The organism is Glutamicibacter sp. PAEs-4, assembly GCF_051161755.1.
GTDB classification, from domain to species: Bacteria; Actinomycetota; Actinomycetes; order Actinomycetales; family Micrococcaceae; genus Glutamicibacter; species Glutamicibacter nicotianae.
Genome location: NZ_CP195017.1, coordinates 833,256 through 851,773 on the forward strand (window position 1 = coordinate 833,256; position 18,518 = coordinate 851,773).

General features: G+C 62.3%; 17 protein-coding genes, 1 tRNA gene and 1 pseudogene. 13 read left to right on the forward strand and 6 right to left on the reverse strand.

What is annotated here, in order from left to right:
* Nucleotides 1-4 precede the first annotated feature (4 nt).
* Entirely contained in the window at nucleotides 5-967 is a 963-nt protein-coding gene (locus ACR9WD_RS03930; protein WP_141359159.1) for an AAA family ATPase, read from the reverse strand.
* Nucleotides 968-1,176: 209 nt separating this feature from the next.
* Between ACR9WD_RS03930 and ACR9WD_RS03935 the strand changes: the two genes are divergently transcribed.
* From ACR9WD_RS03935 to ACR9WD_RS03960, 6 genes are all read left to right on the forward strand, one after another.
* Complete coding sequence (locus tag ACR9WD_RS03935; protein WP_066139731.1) at nucleotides 1,177-2,133, forward strand: TatD family hydrolase; 957 nt, start codon at nucleotides 1,177-1,179, stop codon at nucleotides 2,131-2,133.
* Between the two features lie 259 nt (nucleotides 2,134-2,392).
* Nucleotides 2,393-3,559 (forward strand): resuscitation-promoting factor, encoded by a 1,167-nt coding sequence (locus ACR9WD_RS03940; RefSeq protein WP_038990154.1) that lies wholly within the window; start codon nucleotides 2,393-2,395, stop codon nucleotides 3,557-3,559.
* Between the two features lie 100 nt (nucleotides 3,560-3,659).
* Nucleotides 3,660-4,544: a 16S rRNA (adenine(1518)-N(6)/adenine(1519)-N(6))-dimethyltransferase RsmA gene (rsmA, locus tag ACR9WD_RS03945; protein ID WP_204720918.1), complete on the forward strand. Its 885-nt coding sequence runs from the start codon at nucleotides 3,660-3,662 to the stop codon at nucleotides 4,542-4,544.
* Nucleotides 4,545-4,546: 2 nt separating this feature from the next.
* On the forward strand, nucleotides 4,547-5,479 hold the full coding sequence (locus ACR9WD_RS03950; RefSeq protein ID WP_038989866.1) for a 4-(cytidine 5'-diphospho)-2-C-methyl-D-erythritol kinase: 933 nt from the start codon (nucleotides 4,547-4,549) through the stop codon (nucleotides 5,477-5,479).
* Nucleotides 5,480-5,633: 154 nt separating this feature from the next.
* Complete coding sequence (locus tag ACR9WD_RS03955) at nucleotides 5,634-7,004, forward strand: NAD(P)/FAD-dependent oxidoreductase (protein WP_434922777.1); 1,371 nt, start codon at nucleotides 5,634-5,636, stop codon at nucleotides 7,002-7,004.
* Between the two features lie 32 nt (nucleotides 7,005-7,036).
* A complete protein-coding gene (locus tag ACR9WD_RS03960) occupies nucleotides 7,037-7,546 on the forward strand; it encodes a GNAT family N-acetyltransferase (RefSeq protein WP_121866345.1) in 510 nt (169 codons plus the stop codon).
* Here the strand turns inward: ACR9WD_RS03960 and ACR9WD_RS03965 are convergent.
* Nucleotides 7,533-7,811: a putative quinol monooxygenase gene (locus tag ACR9WD_RS03965; RefSeq protein WP_121866346.1), complete on the reverse strand. Its 279-nt coding sequence runs from the start codon at nucleotides 7,809-7,811 to the stop codon at nucleotides 7,533-7,535. The genes ACR9WD_RS03960 and ACR9WD_RS03965 overlap by 14 nt on opposite strands.
* Before the next feature lie 114 nt (nucleotides 7,812-7,925).
* Nucleotides 7,926-9,716: an ABC-F family ATP-binding cassette domain-containing protein gene (locus ACR9WD_RS03970; protein ID WP_190264700.1), complete on the reverse strand. Its 1,791-nt coding sequence runs from the start codon at nucleotides 9,714-9,716 to the stop codon at nucleotides 7,926-7,928.
* Between the two features lie 172 nt (nucleotides 9,717-9,888).
* On the opposite strand from ACR9WD_RS03970, the gene ACR9WD_RS03975 reads away from it, so the two are divergent.
* The 3 genes from ACR9WD_RS03975 (at nucleotide 9,889) to ACR9WD_RS03985 (ending at nucleotide 12,599) form a co-directional block, all read left to right on the forward strand.
* Nucleotides 9,889-9,963, forward strand: a tRNA-Gln gene (locus ACR9WD_RS03975).
* 131 nt (nucleotides 9,964-10,094) lie between these two features.
* Entirely contained in the window at nucleotides 10,095-11,546 is a 1,452-nt protein-coding gene (gene glmU, locus ACR9WD_RS03980) for a bifunctional UDP-N-acetylglucosamine diphosphorylase/glucosamine-1-phosphate N-acetyltransferase GlmU (protein WP_369826769.1), read from the forward strand.
* Nucleotides 11,547-11,618: 72 nt separating this feature from the next.
* Nucleotides 11,619-12,599, forward strand: coding sequence for a ribose-phosphate diphosphokinase (locus ACR9WD_RS03985; protein WP_141359170.1), 981 nt, complete (start codon nucleotides 11,619-11,621; stop codon nucleotides 12,597-12,599).
* Nucleotides 12,600-12,661: 62 nt separating this feature from the next.
* On the opposite strand, the gene ACR9WD_RS03990 is transcribed toward ACR9WD_RS03985, so the two are convergent.
* On the reverse strand, nucleotides 12,662-13,096 hold the full coding sequence (locus ACR9WD_RS03990; RefSeq protein ID WP_434922778.1) for a DUF1801 domain-containing protein: 435 nt from the start codon (nucleotides 13,094-13,096) through the stop codon (nucleotides 12,662-12,664).
* A gap of 280 nt (nucleotides 13,097-13,376) precedes the next feature.
* Here ACR9WD_RS03990 and ACR9WD_RS03995 point away from each other — a divergent pair.
* From ACR9WD_RS03995 to sufU, 4 genes and pseudogenes are all read left to right on the forward strand, one after another.
* A pseudogene (locus ACR9WD_RS03995) lies at nucleotides 13,377-13,649 on the forward strand (50S ribosomal protein L25); the annotation flags it as partial.
* A gap of 42 nt (nucleotides 13,650-13,691) precedes the next feature.
* A complete protein-coding gene (pth, locus tag ACR9WD_RS04000) occupies nucleotides 13,692-14,273 on the forward strand; it encodes an aminoacyl-tRNA hydrolase (protein ID WP_141359174.1) in 582 nt (193 codons plus the stop codon).
* Nucleotides 14,274-14,526: 253 nt separating this feature from the next.
* The gene (locus ACR9WD_RS04005; protein ID WP_434923188.1) at nucleotides 14,527-15,819 is read left to right on the forward strand and encodes a SufS family cysteine desulfurase; all 1,293 of its coding nucleotides are present in this window, start codon (nucleotides 14,527-14,529) and stop codon (nucleotides 15,817-15,819) included.
* Nucleotides 15,820-16,272, forward strand: coding sequence for a Fe-S cluster assembly sulfur transfer protein SufU (sufU, locus tag ACR9WD_RS04010; RefSeq protein ID WP_121866350.1), 453 nt, complete (start codon nucleotides 15,820-15,822; stop codon nucleotides 16,270-16,272).
* A gap of 80 nt (nucleotides 16,273-16,352) precedes the next feature.
* Here the strand turns inward: sufU and nhaA are convergent, their stop codons facing one another.
* Both nhaA and ACR9WD_RS04020 read right to left on the reverse strand, forming a co-directional pair.
* The gene (nhaA, locus tag ACR9WD_RS04015; RefSeq protein ID WP_434922779.1) at nucleotides 16,353-17,702 is read right to left on the reverse strand and encodes a Na+/H+ antiporter NhaA; all 1,350 of its coding nucleotides are present in this window, start codon (nucleotides 17,700-17,702) and stop codon (nucleotides 16,353-16,355) included.
* Between the two features lie 162 nt (nucleotides 17,703-17,864).
* A complete protein-coding gene (locus ACR9WD_RS04020; RefSeq protein ID WP_254590641.1) occupies nucleotides 17,865-18,365 on the reverse strand; it encodes a DUF2505 domain-containing protein in 501 nt (166 codons plus the stop codon).
* Nucleotides 18,366-18,518 lie beyond the last annotated feature (153 nt).

Here is an 18,518-nt window from a genome sequence, read left to right on the forward strand (position 1 = left end):
GGCGCTAGTTCACCGGGGTGCTGGCAACCAGCTCCTGGATTACCGCACTGGCACCCAACCCGTCCGCCACCGCTCGCCGGGTCAGGATCAACCGGTGGTTCAGCACCATCTCGGCGACGCTGCGGACGTCTTCCGGCAAGACATGGTCGCGCCCATGGATCGCTGCGTGGGCCTTGGCAGCGCGAACCCACTGGATCAGCGCGCGGGGCGAAGCGCCGAGCGCTATCTGCGGATGCTCGCGGGTGGCCCGGCCCAGGTCCACCACGTAGGCACCCAGCCGTTCGGTGACCGTTACCGCTTTCACCTGCTCGATCATGTGCCTCAAATCCGCTAGCTGCACCACTGCCTGCAGCGCTTCCAGGGGGTCGAATTCATGCCGGCCGGTCAGTATGGTGATTTCGGCGTCGCGTTGCGGGTAGCCCAGTGACAGCCGTGCCATGAATCGGTCGCGCTGCGCCTCGGGCAAAGCGAAAGTGCCTTCGGACTCCACCGGGTTCTGCGTGGCCACGACCATGAATGGCTGCTCCAGTCGATGGGTGATCGAATCGACGGTGACTTGCTGCTCTTCCATGCATTCGAGCAGTGCCGACTGGGTTTTGGCGTTCGCGCGGTTGATTTCATCGGCGATGACGATATTGGCGAAGACCGGCCCGGGATGGAAAGTGAATTCGTGGGTCTGCGGGGAGTACACCGAGACGCCGGTGACATCGCTGGGCAAGAGATCCGGGGTGAACTGGATGCGGTGCACCGAACCGTTGACACTGCGGGCCAATGACTTGGCCAGCATGGTTTTGCCGACACCGGGAACGTCTTCCAGCAACAGGTGGCCCTGTGCCAGCAGGACCGTCAATGCGCTGGTCACAGCCTCGGGCTTTCCGGTGATGACGCTTTGGACAGCGTCGAAAATGCGCTGGCAATTGGACTGGAATGCCGAATCGAGCGACGGCACTGTTCGGTTAGCACTCATGCGCAGTTCCTCCTGGAGAATGAACGAGGGACAAGATCCACCGTCCCGGGATGCATTCAATTGGGTCTTGCATCACATCATATGGGGTTCTTTTATCCAGTAACAGAGCCTAACTGCAGCGGAATGAGCGCCTGATTGTTGCCAATGCGCCTAGTGGTGCCACAATTAACCACAGATTCCATCCCAGTACCCACGCGCAAAGGATTATCGTGTCCAAGAAGAAGCACACTGATCCCACCTTGGTTCCCGAGGCCTACCGCCCCGCGGAGCAAGCTACAGCAGCAGGCCAGGGGGAGCGGGCGCGCGCCACGGGCAACGAAAATGGCGGAAGCCAGCGCAACCTGCACTACCCGCCAGCGCCCGAGCCGCTGCCGGTGCCCGTGGTCGATAACCATACGCATCTGGATTTCCTGGATGGAACCGTGAAGGTCGAGGCTGCCGATGCGCTGGCCGCGGCGGCCTCCGTTGGTGTCAAGGGGCTGATCCAAGTCGGCTGCGACGTGGAATCATCCGAGTACGCGGTCGAGGTCGCCAACCAGTACCCGAATATCCTGGCCGCGGTGGCCATCCACCCCAACGATGCCGCGCGCCTGGCCGAGCGCGGAGAGCTGGAAGCGGCAATTGCCCGGATCGAGGAGCTCGCCGCGGATTCGCGGGTACGTGCCATTGGCGAAACCGGGTTGGACTACTTCCGCACCGGCGAAGACGGGCGGGGCGCCCAGGAGCATTCCTTCCGCGAGCACCTGCGCATTGCGGTGGAGCAGGGCAAGGCGCTGCAGATCCATGACCGTGATGCCCACGAGGATGTGGTGCGGGTGCTCAAGGATGCGCCATTGCCTGGGAAAGTGGTCTTCCATTGCTTCTCGGGTGATGCCCGGCTGGCCCGGGTCTGCAACGACAACGGCTGGTACATGTCGTTCTCCGGAACCGTGACGTTCAAGAATTCCCACGATCTCCGCGAGGCTTTGTCGCTGGCGGATCCGCAATTGCTGCTCGTGGAAACCGATGCGCCGTTTTTGACCCCGCACCCCTTCCGTGGCCGCCCGAACGCCAGTTACATGATTCCCTACACGACTAGGTTCTTGGCGGAAAACAAGGGAATCGAGCTGGCAGAATTCTGCACCCTGATCGATGCGAATACCCGGGAAGTGTACGGAGAATTCTAGACCCGCCGGTTGTGTGTCTCGTTACAGGACACTTGCCACAAATATAACAATTCGGTTACGGTGGATGAGATGTCCGGTACCGCCTCTGCCTGTTTTTGGCAAGGCGTGTTCGGGACAGCCTGATCCTCAACGCTTTGCAGCAGGTGGAAACACGGCGCAATTTTGATTGAAGGACAGGCAGCGAACACTGCCGGGCCCACCGATGATTCTGGACGGAATCGGCGGAAGCGGGCCTACAAACGATGGGGATCTCATTACCGTGACTCACTTGCTCAAGAAGACCTGGGTGAAATACCTGGCGCAGGCGCTCGCCGTAGCCGTGGTTATCGCCGGCGCTGTTTTCTACATTTCCGGACAGAAGTCGGTTGTCATGTCGGTTGACGGACAGCGCCAGGAAATCACCACCCGTGCCGCCACCGTCGGCGCACTGCTGGAACAGCAGGATGTCACCTTGGCTGAGCGCGATGAGATCTCCGCAGCACTGGATTCCGAACTTGTCGACCAGCAGCTGGTTGACATCAAGCGCAACAAGTCGATTGAAGTCACCGTGGATGGCACCGAGCGTGTAGTGCACACCACCGGCATGACCGTTGCCGACGTTGTCGAGCAGCTCGACCTGGAAAAGGGTTCCGAGGTATCCCTGGACGAGGACATGCAGTTGGCCGCCTTGAGCGATGACCTGGAAGTCATCACGCCCAAGGAAATGACCCTGGTCGTCAAGGATAAGAAGAAGAAGGTCGCAACGACCGCTTCGACCGTCAAGGAACTGCTTGCCGAGGAAAAGATCGAGGTCGACGGCAACGACGAGATCAACGTTAAGATCAAGGACGAAACCGACAAGAACGTCAAGGACAGCGTCAAGCTGGAAGCCGGCATTACCGTCGAGGTCATCGACGTCACCGTGAAGACCTGGGACGAAACCCGCGACATCGACTTCGAGACCAAGAAGATCAAGGACAGCTCGCTGGACAAGGGCGACACCGAGGTCAAGACCGAAGGCAAGAAGGGCGAGCGCCAGCTGACCCTGCGCCAGGAAACCCGCAACGGCAAGAAGGGCGAGGAAGAAGTCCTTAAGTCCAAGGTCACCAAGAAGCCAGTGGCCGAGGAAATCCGCGTGGGCACCAAGGAAGAGAAGAAGGAATCCTCCTCCTCCAAGAACACGCCAACCCCGGGCGGCATCTCCGCAACCTGGGCAGCACTGGCCAAATGCGAATCCGGTGGCAACTGGTCGATCAACACCGGCAACGGCTACTACGGCGGCCTGCAGTTCTCCGCTTCCTCATGGCGTGCAGTCGGCGGCACCCAGTACGCACCGCTGCCGCACCAGGCAACCCCGCAGGAGCAGATCGCCGCGGCTGAGGTACTGCGTCGTTCCGGTGGCTGGGGCCACTGGCCAGCATGCTCGGCCAAGCTGGGCCTGCGCTAAAGACACAAGCCAAGCAGCAACGCGACGCGTCCACCATCACGGTGGACGCGTCGCGTTGTTATGTTTGGATGAATCTAGCTGAACTAGAATTGGATCTGTGATGTCTAAGGAATCTTTGCCGCTGCTTGGGGCCACCGAAATCCGTCGTCTGGCCGAAGAGCTGGGAATCCGCCCTACCAAGACGCTGGGGCAGAACTTTGTGATTGATGGGAACACCATCCGCCGCATCGTCGCCGCCGCCAAAGTCGACCCCTCGGAAACGGTGCTGGAAGTAGGCCCTGGCCTGGGCTCCCTGACCCTGGGCATCATGGACGCCGCCGCCAAGGTCGTGGCCGTGGAAATTGATCCGCCATTGGCCAAGCGCCTCCCGCAGACCATGGCCGAATTCCGCCCGGGCCGCGAAGACGACCTGACCGTGATCCTTTCCGACGCCATGAAGGTCACCGAACTTCCCGGCGAACCCACCTCGCTGGTCGCCAACCTGCCCTACAACGTCGCCGTCCCGGTGGTGCTGCACCTGCTGGAGCACTTCCCGTCCATTCGCAACGGCCTGGTCATGGTGCAAGACGAAGTGGCCGACCGGATGGCCGCCACCCCAGGCAACAAGATCTACGGCGTACCTTCGGTGAAGGGCGCCTGGTACGGAACCATGCGCAAGGCCGGCGTGATCGGCATGAATGTTTTCTGGCCAGCTCCGAAGATCCATTCCGGCCTGGTGGGCTTCACCCGCGACAAGGACCGCAGCGATGCCCCGGACCGCGAAGAAGTCTTCGCCATCATCGATGCGGCTTTCGCCCAGCGCCGCAAGACCTTGCGCGCGGCCCTGTCCGGCTGGGCCGGATCCGGTGCGCGCGCAGAACAGATCCTGGTGGCCGCCGGCATCGATCCGAAGGAACGCGGCGAGAAACTGGACATCGAGCAATACATCGACATTGCCAGGGCCGCTCAGGATGTTCCGGCTGAAGCTCCGGCGAGCGAGGCCTAGGCATGTCCAAGCAGCGCGTCATTGCAACCGCACCGGGCAAGATCAACTGCTACTTCAAGGTCGGCCCTCCGCGCGAAGACGGCTACCACGAGGTGGCCAGCCTCTACGTCGCGGTGTCCTTGACCGAGCAGATCGAAGCGAGGCTGCGCACCGACGGTGAGCTGCAGCTGAGCCTGGAACCGAATTCCCCGGTAGTTTCCGAACCGGAGAATTTCCCACTGGGCGCCGGTAACCTGGTGCACCGGGCGGCCCAGCTGCTGCGCGAGCACACCGGTTGCAGCCTCGGCGCGGACCTGCACATCACCAAGCGCGTTCCCATCGCCGGCGGCATGGGCGGCGGCTCCGCCGACGCCGCGGCCACCTTGGTGGCCTGCAACGAATTGTGGGGCACCGGGCTGGACCGCGAGGAACTCGGCCGCCTGGGCGCACGGCTCGGTGCCGACGTGCCTTTCGCCTTGATGGGCGGGGCCGCCATTGGACTGGGCATCGGCGACAAGCTGGCCCCGTTGCTGACCCGCGCCAAGACCCACTGGGTGCTGATTCCGGCCAGCTATGGCCTGTCGACTCCGCGCGTCTATGGCATGCTCGATCGCTTGCGCGCGGGCATGGAAATCGAAGTTCCGCAGGAAATCGATCCTGCGGTGATCGAGGCGCTGATGGCCTCGGACGCGCCAGCCTTAGCCCGGGTGCTGGCCAATGACCTGACCCAGGCTTCCCTGGCTTTGGCCCCGGAGCTGGGCACCATGCGCGATATGGCAGAAGGCGCCGGCGCGCTGCGCGCCATGGTTTCCGGTTCAGGCCCGACCTTGGCCCTGCTGGTCAAGGACGCCGAGCATGCCGAGGAGGTCATGGCCCAGCTGGGCGACGAGGTGGGTGTGGCTACCATCCCGGTGACAGCACCAGCACCCGGAGCGCACATCACCCTCGCAGAATAATCTTCCGATAGATCCCTGTCTGGCGTTGAGCCGGGCAGGGATTTCTTTCATCATTTGCTCCCGTCCCCTTGTTGCCGCTTCGGCATGGCCCTAGGCTGAATCCCAAAGCAAATATTGAAGACTATTCATTTATGACTCTGGGACGGAACACAACATGCTCAACGGACGCGTCTCGCACTGGTGGGAAGAGATCGGATTGCCAGAGCCACGCCAGCAGCTGCGCGGCCATGGCAGCGCAGACATCGCCATCATAGGTGCCGGATTCACCGGCCTGTGGACCGCCTACTACCTGGCCAAGGCCAACCCGGAGCTGAGCATTGCGATCCTCGAAGCCCGGCACGTGGGTTATGGCGCCTCGGGACGCAACGGGGGATGGCTCACCAATACCATCACCGCCGGTCGCGAACGCTACCTGAAATCCCATGGAAGGCAGGCGGTCAACGACTTCCAGCTGGCAATGAACCGTACCGTTGCCGAGGTCATCGAGGTGTGTGCCGCCGAAGGGATTGACGCAGATATCCTGCAGGGTGGAGAACTCGAAGTTGCCTACACCCCGGCCCAGGAAAAACGGCTGCGTGCCGACGCGGCGGCCGCTGCGCAATGGCAGCACTCGGACACAGAGCTGCTGGAAGCCGACTCGGTGCGCCGCAAGGTCAACGTGGCCAACGCCCGGGCAGGGTTGTGGCATCCGCATGCCGCCAGGATCCACCCGGCCAAACTGGTCCGCGGGCTCGCTGACGCGGTGGAGCGGCTCGGCGTCAGGATCCATGAAAACACCCGAGTCACCGCGTTGCGCCCGCACCGCGTCGAATTCGACGGCGGCGCGCTGGACGCCGAATACATTGTCCGTGCTACCGAAGGGTTCACCGCCGGGCTGGCCGGGCACAAGCGATTGTGGCTGCCGATGAATTCTTCGCTGATCGCCACCGAACCGCTGGCGCAGTCCGTGTGGGATGAAATGGGATGGAATCACGGCGAGGTGCTGGGGGACTACGCCCACGTCTACATGTATGCCCAGCGCACCGCGGATGATCGCATCGCCATTGGCGGGCGGGGCGTTCCGTACAAGTACGGTTCGCGCACGGATACCGACGGCATGACGCCGCACAGCACCGTCCACGGATTGCAGGAAATCCTGCACCGCATGTTCCCGCAGACCCGTGGCGCAGGAATCGACCATGCATGGTCCGGGGTGCTTGGCGTGCCTCGCGACTGGGCGGCTACCGTGGGACTGGATCCGGTGACCGGCATTGGCTGGGCCGGCGGTTATGTCGGCACCGGGGTCAGCACGACGAATCTTGCCGGACGCACCCTGCGCGACTTGATCCTCGGGGAAACCACTGAATTGACCAGCCTGCCGTGGGTCAACCACCAGGTGCGCAAATGGGAGCCGGAACCGTTGCGCTGGCTGGCAACCAAGGCCCTGTATGCGGCCTATGGCGCGGCAGATCGAAGCGAGTTGAAGGGGCGTGCCAGCTCGTCTCCACTGGCAGTACTGGCCGACAAGATCACCGGGAAGCCTTGAAGGCTTGGCCTTGCAAGGCCTAGGCTGTGGCCATGGAAACGGCAAAGCGCGGAAGCTTGTGGGCCGGCGGCCAGGACTACCTGCTGCGCGAAGCGAAAGCAGCGGATCTCGATCAGATCATTGCCTTGATGGCAGACGATGACATTCGCCGAGCGGAGCATCAGGGCGCCGAGGAGGATATGGAACAGTATCTCCACGCGTTCAACCAAATTAATGCGGACCCGGCGCATTCGCTGATGGTGGTGGAAGCCCAGGACGGAACACTGGTCGGCACGATGCAGCTGACCCTCTTGCCGGGACTGGCACGCAGGGGAGCGACGCGGATGCAGATCGAAGCAGTGCGCGTGTCCTCCGCGTTGCGCGGCAGGGGACTGGGAACTGCAATGATCCGCTGGGCTATTTCCGAAGCAGAGAACAACAATGTCCAGCTGGTCCAATTGACCAGCGATGCGCAGCGCACCGATGCGCACCGATTCTACGAGGCGCTGGGATTCACCGCGTCGCATGTGGGATTCAAGATGAGGCTGGCTATAGCCCCTTGATCTTGTAGATCCGCTGCAAGCCGGAGGTGGCCTGGCCCCACTTGCTAGCCGCGGCCCGCTGCTGGTGGGCTTCAAAGGCGCCACTGTCTTCGAATTCCTCGTGGACCATCCACACCCAGGGATCTTCGGTTGGCGTGACAGAGAACGAGATGCACCCGGGCTCGGCCTTGGTCAGGCGGATATGCTTCGGCAGCAATTTCTTCACTACATCAGCTTCGGCCGCATCCTTGCACAGCAGCCGGCCCTCCAAGATCACGGTTCCCATGCCAGCAAGTCTGCCACGATCGGTGGCAGACTGGGAGGAAAATTACCAGAGAAGCTGGAGGGCCCGGAAACGAAAAGTTTCCGGGCCCTCCAGCTCGATCGCAGTGCGCAGAAGCTATCCGAGCAGCTCGGACAGTTCCAGCCAGCGCTCTTCCAGCTCATCGATCTGCGACTGGTAGTCGTTGATCTCGGCAGTGAACTTGGCCAGGCCCTCGTAGTCGCTCTGGTCATGATCGGCCATCTTGGCATGGACCTTGGCGATCTTTTCCTCCAGCTGGCCTACCTTGCGTTCATTGGCATTCAGTTCCTTCTGCGCGGCACGCAGCTCGGCCCCCGACGGGCCGGCAGGCTTCTCGCCAGCCTGGGCAGAAGCCTGGGTGGGATTCGATCCGCCGGTCGATCCCTGGGCGGCCCGCAGCTTCAGGTACTCGTCCACACCGCCAGGCACGTGGCGGAAGATGCCATTCAGGATGGCGTACTGCTGGTCGGTGACGCGTTCGAGCAGGTAGCGGTCGTGGGAGACCACGATCAGCGTGCCCGGCCAGGAGTCCAGCAGATCTTCCAGTGCGGCCAGCATGTCGGTATCGACGTCGTTGGTCGGCTCATCGAGGATCATCACGTTCGGTTCGCCCATGAGGATCATCAGCAGCTGCAGGCGGCGGCGCTGGCCGCCGGAGAGCTCGCGGACCTTGGTGGACAGGTGCGCGGAGGAGAAGCCCAGGCGCTCGAGCAGCTGTGCCGGGGTCAGGTCCTTGCCGTCCACATTGAAGGTGGTCTTGAAGCGGCCGAGCACCTCGCGGACCAGGTCCTCGCCGATCTGCTCCAGTTCGCGGAACTGCTGGTCAAGCACCGCCAGCTTGACCGTCTGGCCGCGCTTGATCTTGCCGCCGGTGGGCGCCACGGTGCCGGCGATCAGGCCCAGCAGGGTGGACTTGCCGGCGCCATTGGCCCCCAGCAGGCCGGTGCGCTCACCTGGCCCGATGCGCCAGGTGAAGGGCTTGAGAACCTGCTTGTCCCCGAAGGAGACCTCGGTGTCCAGCAGGTCGATGACGTCCTTGCCCAGCCGGCTGGTGGCCATCTGCTTGAGTTCCAGCGGGTTGCGCACCGGCGGAACGTCCGCGATCAGCTGGTTGGCCGCCTCGATGCGGAACTTCGGCTTGGAGGTGCGGGCCGGTGCGCCGCGGCGCAGCCAGGCCAGCTCCTTCTTCATCATGTTCTGCCGCTTGGATTCGGTGACCGCGGCGATGCGGTCGCGTTCCACACGCTGCAGCACGTAGGCGGCGTAGCCGCCCTCGAACGGCTCGACCAGGCGGTCGTGCACTTCCCAGGTGGTGGTGCAGACCGCGTCGAGGAACCAGCGGTCGTGGGTGACGACCATCAGGCCGCCGGAGTTCTTGGACCAGCGGTTGTTGATGTGCTCGGCGAGCCAGGAGATGCCCTCGACGTCCAAATGGTTGGTCGGCTCGTCCAGGATGACGACATCCCAGTCCTGCACCAGCAGCGCGGCCAGGGCCACGCGGCGGCGCTGGCCACCGGAAAGGGTGCCGACCTTTGCTTCCCAGTCCAGGTCTGCGACCAGCCCGGAGATGATGTCGCGGATCCGGGCTTGGCCGGCCCATTCGTGGTCGTCCATTTCGCCCACCACGCTGAAGTGCACGGTTGCTTCGGGATCCAGGGTGTCGGACTGGTCCAGCACGCCCACGCGCAGTCCGTTGCGCTTGGTCACCCGCCCGGAGTTGGGCTCGATCCTGTTGGAGAGCATGCCAAGCAGCGAGGACTTGCCTTCGCCGTTGCGACCCACCAAGCCGATGCGGTCGCCGTCGGAGATGCCGATGGTGACCGAGTCGAAAACGACATGGGTGGGATATTCCAGATGCAGGGCTTCGCCCCCGAGTAAATGAGCCACGATTCCCATTTTACGTTCCGAGGGCAAATCGAGGTCATTGCAGGCTGGCCCGGGCTGTTTAAAGCAGAGAACAAAAGTGAGTTTAGCAACGGTGTTTTGCGATTTCGCACAACGGGCCGATCATGGCAGAATAATTAGCGTGCTTGTCGGGCATGCCCTGCGCAAGCGATTTTCCGCCCTGGTGTAATGGCAACACGCCAGCCTTTGGAGCTGTGCATTCTAGGTTCGAATCCTAGGGGCGGAACCATTGATAAGGCGCCACGGATGTGGCGCCGTTATTTTTTAGTCAATTCAGCACATCCCGGCGCTCGCGATAGACTTGCTCTGAGGTTTACTTCTCTGCCCAAAACCTTGAAACCAATTTGCAGGAGAATGCACTTGAGTGATCAGGTCAATGCACCAGTAGCTGTCATCGTCCTCGCCGCTGGCGCCGGTACCCGCATGAAATCGGCGAAGCCGAAGATCATGCATGAAATTGCAGGTCGGTCCATGATTGGCCACGCACTCCACGCGGCATCGGCATTGCAGCCGCAGAACCTGGTAGCAGTTGTCCGCCACCAGCGCGATCTGGTCGCAGAGCACATCCTGACGCAGTTCCCTTCCATCACCATTGCCGACCAGGATGAGATCCCGGGCACCGGCCGCGCCGTGCAGCAGGGTTTGGAAGTTGTCGACCCGTCGCTTGAGGGTACCGTTGTGGTGACCTACGGCGATGTGCCGTTGCTCACCAGCGAGGTGCTCCAGGAACTGGTGGCCACCCATGAGTCGAACGGCAACTCGGTGACCGTGCTGACCACCGAATTGGATGACCCTTCCGGCTACGGCCGCATCCTGCGCGACGCCAACGGGGACGTCTCCGGCATCCGCGAACAGAAGGACGCCTCGCCGGAGGAATTGGCAGTCAAGGAAATCAACTCCGGCATCTACGCATTCGATGCCCAGATGCTGCGTTCGGCACTGACCGAGGTCACCACCGACAACGCACAGGGCGAGATGTACCTGACCGACGTTCTCGCCATCGCCCGTGAACGCGGCGGCCGCGTCGCTTCCTCGCAGATCGCCGACCGCTGGCAGATCGAGGGCGCCAACGACCGCGTGCAGGTGTCCAACCTGGCCCGCATCTACAACCAGCGCAAGACCGAATTCTGGATGCGCCAGGGCGTGACCATCGTCGATCCTGCGACCACCTGGATCGACGCCGACGTCATGATCGGCCAGGACGCCACGATCAAGCCGGGAACCCAGCTGCACGGCGAGACCGTCATCGGCGCCAACGCCACCGTTGGCCCGGACACCACCTTGACCAACGTGGTGGTTGGCCAGCGCGCTACCGTCAAGCGCACCGACGCCACCGACTCGCGCATCGCTGACGGCGCTTCGGTTGGCCCGTTCGCCTACCTGCGCCCGGGCACTGACCTCGGTGCAGATGGCAAGATCGGCGCTTTCTACGAAACCAAGAATGTCACGATTGGCCGTGGCTCCAAGCTCTCGCACCTCGGCTACGCCGGAGATGCTGAAATCGGTGAATTCACCAACATCGGCTGCGGCAATATCACCGCAAACTACGATGGCGAGAAGAAGCACCGCACCAAGATCGGTTCGCATGTGCGCACCAGCTCCAACACCGTATTCGTCGCCCCGGTGGAAATCGGCGACGGCGCATACACCGGAGCCGGAGCCATCGTCCGCAAGAACGTCCCGGCCGGTGCCTTGGCACTGTCTGTGGCACCGCAGCGCAACTCCGAGGGATGGACGCTGGAAAAGCGCCCAGGCACCCCTTCGGCTGACGCAGCATTCAAGTCCTCGCTGAACTCCTCGGCTTCCGAGTAATCCAGCTACGGACTACATTTCCTCGACAACAACCTCATACGTGATAGCGAAGCGAGCGAGAAAGCAAACCCCATGAGTGAAATCCGCCATAACGTCGACAAAGAGCTGGTGCTGGCCACCGGTCGCGCGCACCCGGAACTTGCCGCAGAAGTAGCCAAGGAACTCGACACCGATCTGCTGCCTTTGAACGCCTACGACTTCGCCAACGGCGAGATCTACGTGCGTTCGGACGAGTCGGTGCGCGGCAAGGACGTGTTCCTGCTGCAGTCCTACCCAGCACCGTTGAACAACTGGCTGATGGAACAGCTGATCATGATCGACTCGATGAAGCGTGCTTCGGCTCGCCGCATCACCGTTGTGGCGCCGTTCTACCCGTACGCCCGCCAGGACAAGAAGGGCCGCGGCCGCGAGCCGATCTCGGCCCGCCTGGTTGCCGACCTGTTCAAGACCGCCGGCGCCGACCGCGTGATCTCCTGCGACCTGCACACCGCGCAGATCCAGGGCTTCTTCGACGGTCCGGTGGACCACCTGTTCGGCTTCCCGCTGCTGGCCGACTACATCAAGTCCAAGGTGGATGTCAGCGAAGTGACCGTGGTGTCCCCGGACACCGGACGCGTGCGCGTGGCCGAGCAGTGGGCTGAGCGCCTGGGTGGCGCTCCGCTGGCCTTCGTGCACAAGTCCCGCGATCTGACCGTGCCGAACCAGGCCGAGTCCAAGACCGTGGTGGGCCAGGTCGAGGGCCGCACCGCGATCCTGATCGATGACATGATCGACACCGGCGGAACCATCGCCGGCGCCGTGCGCGTGCTGAAGGAAGCCGGTGCCAAGGATGTCATCATCGCCGCGACCCACGCCGTGTTCTCGGATCCGGCCGCGCAGCGCCTGGCCGAGTGCGGTGCCAAGGAAGTTGTTGTCACCAACACCCTGCCGATCCCGGAAGAGAAGCGCTTCGAGAACCTGACCGTGCTCTCGATCGCACCAACGATCGCCCGCGCGATCTCCGAGGTGTTCCACGACGGTTCGGTTACGAACCTGTTTGACGGCCGCGCCTAGCAGCCCTCGTTTCGCAAGCCCTCGGCCGGTACCCCTGCGGGTGCCGGCCGAAGGCAGTTAAATCAGCTGTTCATGGTCGTGTCGTCGGACAGCGTTGCCTGCAGCGACTTCTCGATCAGTTCGCGCAGGATTGCCTGGTCCACCGAGGCAAGCCGGGTCAGATACAGGCAGGCTTTGCTGCTCCGGTGCTTGCCGAGCTTCTCCAGCAGCTCCGGCCAGCGTTCGGCAAATCCGCTGGCCAGATAGATGGTGTGGTGGCTCGGGCCGGGAGCAAAGGCCAGCAGCGGCGCGATGCCGCCGTGCCCTGACTCGTAGCGGTACTCGTACTGGCCGAAGCCGAGGATACGCCCGGCCCAGACTACCGGTTCGTCACCGGAAATTTCCTTGAACAGCGCCAGCAGCTCATCGGCTTCGGCACGCCGGGGACCGGTGGCCCGGTCCAGTACCGGTGCAATCGGAAGAGCGGAAGGGGACATTGCTGGCTGCTTGCTGGCCATGGAATTCCTTCCTGCAGCGTTCGTCGGCTGCAGCGGCTTGCGGGACTTGCCTCAACGCTACCCGCCAGCGCAAGGGCCCGCTGTGTTCTGGGTGACAGATTTTCGTCCAGGGGCGTGGGACTGCTAGAATTATTGACTGTGCCCAGGCGAGGGAAACACCAGCGATGGTGGGACCGTTATCGACAAGGCCGGAAAAGCTCTTTCATCTCCTAGATGTTGGTTGCTTCCCGAGTCCACGCAAGGGCCTGAATGAAGCAACCATTTCCTAAGGAGAATTATCATGGCATCTGTCAACCTTGACGCCGTTGTACGCACCGATTTCGGCAAGGGCGCTGCCCGCCAGGCTCGCCGCGACGGCCAGATCCCAGCTGTAGTCTACGGCGCAGGCTCCGAGCCGCAGCACGTCCTGCTGCCAGGCCGCGAAACCACCCTGGCCGTTCGCGACCGCGGTGTTGAGCTGGTTCTGAACATCGAAGGCAAGACCGTCAAGACCACCATCAAGGACATCCAGATCCACGCGCTGAACCGCACCGTTGATCACCTGGACCTGATCATCGCTGCCTAATTCCAGCGACCTAGGTTTCAGCTGAGCATCATGAGTGATGGAACTTGGCTCGTAGCCGGACTCGGGAACCCCGGGTCCGGCTACGCTGGCAATAGACACAATATCGGGCAGATGGTGCTCGACGAGCTGGCCAATCGCGTCGGCTCGAAATTCAAGACCCACTCTTCGCGTTCCCAAGTGGTCGAGGGGCGCATGGGGGTTGGCGGTCCGCGCATCGTACTGGCCAAGCCCATGGTGTACATGAACCTTTCGGGCGGGCCGGTAGCCAATGCCGCGAAGTTCTTCGGCATCGGCGTCGACCGCCTGATCGTCGTGCATGACGAGATCGATATTCCGTTCGACACCATCAAGCTCAAGCGCGGTGGCGGCGAAGGCGGGCATAACGGATTGCGCGATATATCAAAGGCCATGGGTTCCAAGGATTATCTGCGCGTGCGCGCAGGCGTTGGACGTCCTCCGGGCCGCATGGATACCGCCAAATGGGTTTTGCAGGACTTCTCAAAGACCGAGAAGGCGGATCTTCCGTTCCTGATCGACAATTGCGCTGACGCAGTTCAATTGCTGATGACCTCGGGACTGGAAGCCGCCCAGGCAAAATTCCATATCAGCTGATCGCTGCCCCTGGCGGGAGCGGTGAAGCGGGGACCGCTGCGGACTGGACCAGTTCGCAGCGGTCCTCCTCTCGTTAAAAATTAGGAATGCCATGTAGCGAGGCGTTCCTTACTAAGGCCTGACTTAGATGTGCATCGAGGCCCAGAGTGGAATAATTACCCAATGTACCCCTTGCCTAATAGGGCGCCGGCTGTTCTGATGCCGCGTTCGGCCTGGCATCCATGACAATTATTTGGAGGACCACGTGCACACGATTGCCGGTCAGCCAGAAGCACTTGAAGCGTTGACAGCTGGAGAAGTTGAGCGCATCAAGGCCGACTTTGAAATTCTGGAGCACCAAGTCAACGGCGTTGACGTGGTGTACCTGGACTCCGGCGCCACCAGCCAAAAGCCGCGCTGCGTCTACGAAGCCGAGCAGCACTACTACGAGAACGCCAATGCCGCGGTGCACCGCGGTGCGCATTCCCTGGCAGTTGAAGCGACCGAAACCTATGAGCAGGCACGCGAGACGGTGGCCATGTTCATCGGTGCACGCACCAACGAACTGGTCTGGACCGCGAACGCCACCGAAGCGCTGAACCTGATCAGCTACTCGATGTCCAATGCCTCCCTGGGCCGCGGGGGAGAAGCTGCAGCCCGCTTCCGTCTGGGTCCGGGCGATGAAATCCTCACCACCGAACTGGAACACCACGCGAACCTGATCCCATGGCAGGAACTGGCCTTCCGAACCGGTGCCACCTTGCGCTACGTGCCCATCACCGAAGACGGAGCGCTGCGCTACGACCTGCTCGATGAACTGGTCACCGAACGCACCAAGCTGGTGGCCTTCACCCACGTGTCCAACGTGCTGGGAACCATCACCGATACCCAGAAATTCGTTGATGCCGCCCGCAAGGTCGGCGCCTTGACGGTGCTGGACGGATGCCAGTCCGTGCCCCATCTGCCGGTCGACGTGAAGGCCCTGGACGTGGACTTCATGGCCTTCTCGGGCCACAAGATGCTCGGCCCAACGGGCATTGGCGCACTCTACGGACGCGAAGAACTGCTCAACGCCATGCCGCCATTCCTGACCGGTGGATCCATGATCACCGTGGTGGACATGGAGCATGCGCAGTACATGCCATCGCCGCAGCGCTTCGAAGCCGGTACCCAGCGCATTGCCCAGACCCACGGCCTGGCCACCGCAGTTGCCTACCTGGACGAAATCGGCATGGGCCGGATCGCGGCCTGGGAAGAGCACCTCGGGGCGATGCTCTATGAGGGCATCTCGAAGATCGATGGCGTGCGCGTCTTCGGCCCGGCCGACGCCCAGCGCATCGGCACTGTCCCGTTTGAAGTGATGGGGGTGCACCCGCACGATGTGGGCCAGTACCTGGATTCGCGCGGCATCGCGGTGCGCGTGGGCCACCACTGCGCGCAGCCGCTGCACCGCGCCCTGGGCGTGAATTCCACGACCCGCGCCAGCACCTACCTGTACAACACGGAGGCAGACATCAAGGCCCTGCTTGAGGCCTTGGGCTCCGTGCGCGAATACTTTGGAGTCTAAATGAACGAATTGGATCAGCTTTACCAGCAGGTCATCCTGGACCACTCGAAGCGCCGGATCGGTTCGCCGCTGGTTGAGCTCACCGAAGGGCTAGTGCACGGCGAATCGCATCAGCACAACCCGATCTGCGGCGACCAGATCCGGGTCCGCGTCGAGCTGGATGACCAGGACCATTTCACCTCGATGAGCTGGGAAGGAGATGGCTGCTCCATCTCCATGGCCTCCGCTTCGGTGCTGGCAGAGATGCTGCCGGAACTGACCAAGGAAGAATTCCTTGGGAAGCGGGACTATTTCCGCGAGATGATGCGCTCCAAGGGAAACTTCGAGCCTGATGAGGACGTGCTGGAAGACGCCGCCGCCTTTGTCGGCGTCTCCAAGTTCCCCGCACGCGTCAAGTGCGCCATGCTCGCTTGGGTGGCCGCCGAGGTCGCCATGCACGAGGCGCACAAGTAGTAGGAAAACGAAATAGCTCGGGCGTCGGCTTTCACTTGTGAAAGCCGACGCCCGAGCTATTTCTTCAGCATTCCAGCGGGCTAGTTCGCTTCGTCGCCCTGCTGGTATACGTCGGGGATGCCATCCTCGTCGTCGTCACGGGTCTCTTGCTCGTGCAGGACCTTGTAGCGGCGGTTGCGCGGAATCAGCCACAGGGCGCCGAGGATCGCGGCAAGGAACGATCCGGCGAGGATCGCTACCTTGGCGTGCTCGTAGTGCGCGGACTCCAGCCCGAAGGACAGTTCGGAAACCAGCAGGGAAACAGTGAAACCGATGCCTGCCAGTAACGTGACGCCCAAGAGATCGCCCCAGCGGGCATCCTTGTCCAGCGAGGCCTTGGTGAATTTGGTCACTACCCAGGTCGAGCCCATGATGCCAATCGGCTTGCCGAGCACCAGACCCAGCACGATGCCCCAGAACACCGGATCGGTGAGCAAGCCGCCGCTGCCCTGCTCCGGGGAAATGACAGTCACGCCAGCGGCGAAGAAGGCGAAGATGGGGATGCAGAAGCCGGAGGACAGCGGCCGGAAACGGTGCTCGAATTGTTCGGCCAGGCCGATGCCTTCGCGGCCGTCGGTGCGCTTGACCGGGACGCAGAAGCCCAGGATCACACCGGCGATGGTGGCATGGATGCCAGAACCGAAGACGAAGATCCAGGTGATGATGCCCAGAGGCAACAGGATGACCCACGCGGCCCACGCCCGCTTGGCGAAGAACTTGCCAAGGGAACGGGCAAGCACCGTGAACAGGATGATGGGGATCAGCGACAGGCCCAGGTAGGACAGGTTCAGATCGTCGGTGAACACGACGGCGATGATGACAATGGCAATCAGGTCATCGACGACGGCCAGGGTCAGCAGGAAGATGCGCAGCGCCGCGGGAAGCGCCGAGCCGATCACCGCGAGCACCGCCACGGCGAAGGCAATGTCGGTTGCGGTCGGAATGGCCCAGCCGCGCAGCAGCTCGCCGCCACCGGACATGGACGCGATGGCGACGAAGATCAACGCCGGCACCAGCACGCCGCCGAAAGCGGCTGCTACCGGAACGGCCGCAGTCTTCACATTGCGCAGATCGCCAATGACGAATTCTTTCTTCAGCTCCAGGCCGGTCAGGAAGAAGAACACCGCCAGCAGCGCATCGGCGGCCCAGTGGCCGACGGACAGATTCAGGTCCACGCCGAACAGGGTTGGGCCGAAGTGGAAATCACGCAGTGCGAAGTAGGAATCGCGCAGCGGGGTGTTGGCCCAGACCAAGGCCAGCAGGGCGCCGGCGATGAGAACCATGCCGCCGACGGTTTCCTTGCGCAGGATGTCGCCGATACGGACTGATTCGTTATAGCTGGGGCGCGAAAACAGGTTCTTGCCGGAACCCGAAGACGGAGTTTGGCTCATGCGTTTAACTCGCTTACTTCGTTAAATGAATATTTCTCGCCGACCAGACTTCCCGGCACACCTGCATTCAACACTAGCGCGAACAGTGCTCCAGAGCACAAATCCCCGGACGTATTGCGAGATATCGCACGTCCGGGGACTGAGGTGTTGCGTAACTATTCGCTAGGCCTGCTTCGAGAGCCAGGCTTCGACCTGGGCTGCCTGCAAATTCAGTGCCTTGCCAAGGTATGGCTCCGCAGCCGAAGCCAGCTTGCCGCCGATGAACGGAATCGAGGAAGAAACCTTGGCATCGATGGAGAATTCGGAGGTTTCGCCCTGCGCCGTGAGCTGCTCGGTGCCGCTGACGTTCACCGGAACGCCGGCAACAGAGATCTTCACGGTGGCCGAGCGGTTGCCGGCAGCATCAGGGGCGGTCCACTGGTCCACCTGGGTGATCTCGATGGTTGCGCCAACGAACTTGCGGGCGATATCCGGGACGCGATCGGTGGGGACCGAACGAACGGTGGTCACGGTGAAGGCGCCGGCGGTGTCACCGTTCACGGAGAAGTCGGTCAGGGAACCGTTTGCCACCTTGGTCAGGTGCTCGGCAAAGCCGCGATCGCTGAGTGTTGCGATGACCTGGTCTGCAGGGTGGGCGATCTGAGTGCTTGCGTTCAATGCCATGAAAGCTAATCCCAATCTGGAAATCTAAGTGGCCGGGCAGCAAAAGTGCAGGCCCGGCGACGGACAGTATTAACCCTATCCGCAAAGGCGCATTGGGTAGGCTAGGACTGCACCCAAAACAACATATTGACGTTTCGGCCGTGGATAATCATC

Bases quoted from the DNA above. Each gene is read 5' to 3' on its own strand.
- rsmA (WP_204720918.1), top strand. From the start codon at position 3,660: ATGTCTAAGGAATCTTTGCCGCTGCTTGGGGCCACCGAAATCCGTCGT.
- ACR9WD_RS03960 (WP_121866345.1), top strand. From the start codon at position 7,037: ATGGAAACGGCAAAGCGCGGAAGCTTGTGGGCCGGCGGCCAGGACTAC.
- ACR9WD_RS03965 (WP_121866346.1), bottom strand. From the start codon at position 7,811: ATGGGAACCGTGATCTTGGAGGGCCGGCTGCTGTGCAAGGATGCGGCC.
- sufU (WP_121866350.1), top strand. From the start codon at position 15,820: ATGAACGAATTGGATCAGCTTTACCAGCAGGTCATCCTGGACCACTCG.
- nhaA (WP_434922779.1), bottom strand. From the start codon at position 17,702: ATGAGCCAAACTCCGTCTTCGGGTTCCGGCAAGAACCTGTTTTCGCGC.
- ACR9WD_RS04020 (WP_254590641.1), bottom strand. From the start codon at position 18,365: ATGGCATTGAACGCAAGCACTCAGATCGCCCACCCTGCAGACCAGGTC.
- ACR9WD_RS03950 (WP_038989866.1), top strand. From the start codon at position 4,547: ATGTCCAAGCAGCGCGTCATTGCAACCGCACCGGGCAAGATCAACTGC.
- ACR9WD_RS03930 (WP_141359159.1), bottom strand. From the start codon at position 967: ATGAGTGCTAACCGAACAGTGCCGTCGCTCGATTCGGCATTCCAGTCC.
- ACR9WD_RS03985 (WP_141359170.1), top strand. From the start codon at position 11,619: ATGAGTGAAATCCGCCATAACGTCGACAAAGAGCTGGTGCTGGCCACC.
- pth (WP_141359174.1), top strand. From the start codon at position 13,692: ATGAGTGATGGAACTTGGCTCGTAGCCGGACTCGGGAACCCCGGGTCC.
- ACR9WD_RS03955 (WP_434922777.1), top strand. From the start codon at position 5,634: ATGCTCAACGGACGCGTCTCGCACTGGTGGGAAGAGATCGGATTGCCA.
- ACR9WD_RS03990 (WP_434922778.1), bottom strand. From the start codon at position 13,096: ATGGCCAGCAAGCAGCCAGCAATGTCCCCTTCCGCTCTTCCGATTGCA.